Annotated in this window: 3 protein-coding genes and 1 pseudogene; 2 read left to right on the top strand and 2 right to left on the bottom strand. The window is 66.8% G+C overall.

Annotated features, from left to right (window positions below):
- Nucleotides 1–190, top strand: a pseudogene (locus tag HMPREF9440_RS11700) (RNA-guided endonuclease IscB); the annotation flags it as partial.
- A 26-nt stretch (nucleotides 191–216) separates the two neighbouring features.
- The gene (locus HMPREF9440_RS07850) at nucleotides 217–552 is read left to right on the top strand and encodes an FKBP-type peptidyl-prolyl cis-trans isomerase (RefSeq protein ID WP_008543114.1); all 336 of its coding nucleotides are present in this window, start codon (nucleotides 217–219) and stop codon (nucleotides 550–552) included.
- A gap of 1 nt (nucleotide 553) precedes the next feature.
- On the opposite strand, the gene HMPREF9440_RS07845 is transcribed toward HMPREF9440_RS07850, so the two are convergent.
- Both HMPREF9440_RS07845 and rlmH read right to left on the bottom strand, forming a co-directional pair.
- Nucleotides 554–1174 carry a Maf family protein gene (locus HMPREF9440_RS07845; RefSeq protein WP_008543113.1) on the bottom strand — a complete coding sequence of 207 codons (621 nt, stop codon included), beginning with the start codon at nucleotides 1172–1174 and terminating at the stop codon, nucleotides 554–556.
- Nucleotides 1175–1180: 6 nt separating this feature from the next.
- Nucleotides 1181–1516: 23S rRNA (pseudouridine(1915)-N(3))-methyltransferase RlmH (gene rlmH, locus HMPREF9440_RS12120; protein ID WP_008543111.1), on the bottom strand; the 336-nt coding region annotated here is incomplete at its 5' end.

Genomic DNA, 1516 nt, shown 5'->3' with positions numbered 1-1516 from the left:
TGTGAAGGCCGTCAAGAAAGGCGTCACCTTTCAAGGCCGCGTAGCCGTCCGTGCTCGCGGAAGCTTCGTGTTGCAGACGCCCGACGGCAAGGTTGACGGCATTCATTGGCGTCATTGCCGTCTGATTTCACGCAACGACGGATATGGGTACGCGTGGCTTCGCCCCGCGCTTCATTCCTCCTCCGTCTGAAGACGGAGGTTCCCTGAGGTATTTCTATGGACAAGTTCACCGAACTCAAGATCGACGTCAAGACCGAAGGCACGGGCCGCGCCGCCCAGAAGGGCGACACCGTCGCGGTGCACTACACGGGCCGCCTCACCGACGGCACCGTTTTCGATTCGAGCTACGACCGCGGCGAGCCGATCGAATTCCCGGTGGGCGTCGGCATGGTGATCCCGGGCTGGGACCAGTCGCTCCTCGGCATGCGCGAAGGCACCGCCGCGCGTCTCTCGATCCCGTCCGATCTGGGCTACGGCCCCTACGGCGCCGCGGGCGTGATTCCGCCCCACGCCGATCTGATCTTCGACATCGAGTTGGTCAAGGTCGGTTGATTCAGAGCACCCGCACGCCGAGACGCGCGAGCAGCGTCGCCGTCTCGGCGACGGGAAGCCCCATGATCCCGGTGAAGCTTCCCTCGATGCGGGAAACGAAGATCCCGGCCAAGCCCTGGATGCCGTACCCGCCCGCCTTGTCGAAGGGTTCGCCCGTCGCGACGTAGGCGGCGATCTCGTCCTCCGTCAACTCGCGGAAGTGGACGAGCGAGCGCTGCACGACCGAGGTCATGTCCTCGGGCCCCGTCCCCACGACGACCGCCGTGCGCACGTCGTGCGCAACGCCCGAGAGCGCCCGCAGAAAGGCCTTCGCCTCTTCGGCGTCCTTGGGCTTCCCGTAGATCGTTTCGCCCAAGCTCACCGTCGTGTCGGCTGCGATCAACGGGACGCCCTTTTCAAACCCCGGCATCACCGTCACGCGCATCCAGCCCTCGCGCCACTTCGTTTCGGCCGTGCGGCGGACGTAGTCCTCGGGGTGTTCGCCCGGGCGGACCTCTTCGTCCCCTTCAAAGTAGCCGCGCGTGTGGGCGTTCCCCGCCGCGACGGTGACCTTGAGCCCGAGGCTCGTCAGAAGTTCCAAACGCCGCGGGCTCTTGCTCGCGAGATAGACGTGCTCAGCCATGGTGTGTCAGGCCCGGTGGTAGGGATGGTTCGCGTAGATCGACCACGCGCGGTAGATCTGCTCGGCCAACAACACGCGGCAGAGCGCGTGCGGGAGCGTCATCGCGGAGAGCCGGATCGTCGTGCGGGCGCGGGCCTTCACGTCGGGCGAAAGCCCGTCCGGGCCCCCGATCACGAAGACGACGCGCTCACCCTCACGGCCCCAACCCGCCAGGGCCTTCGCGAAGGCCTGCGTGTCGAGGTCCGCCCCGTGCTCGTCGAGCACCACGACGAAGTCGTCGGGCTCGATCGCGGCGAGGATGCGTTCGGCTTCGGCCGCCATCAGCTTCGCGGGCGTCTGACC

Origin of the sequence: Sutterella parvirubra YIT 11816 (assembly GCF_000250875.1) — a bacterium.
Classification (GTDB): domain Bacteria; phylum Pseudomonadota; class Gammaproteobacteria; order Burkholderiales; family Burkholderiaceae_F; genus Sutterella; species Sutterella parvirubra.
The sequence above is the reverse complement of the archived record's forward strand: the minus strand, read 5'-3'. Positions and strand labels throughout refer to the sequence as shown.

Bases quoted from the DNA above. Each gene is read 5' to 3' on its own strand.
- HMPREF9440_RS07850 (WP_008543114.1), top strand. From the start codon at position 217: ATGGACAAGTTCACCGAACTCAAGATCGACGTCAAGACCGAAGGCACG.
- HMPREF9440_RS07845 (WP_008543113.1), bottom strand. From the start codon at position 1,174: ATGGCTGAGCACGTCTATCTCGCGAGCAAGAGCCCGCGGCGTTTGGAA.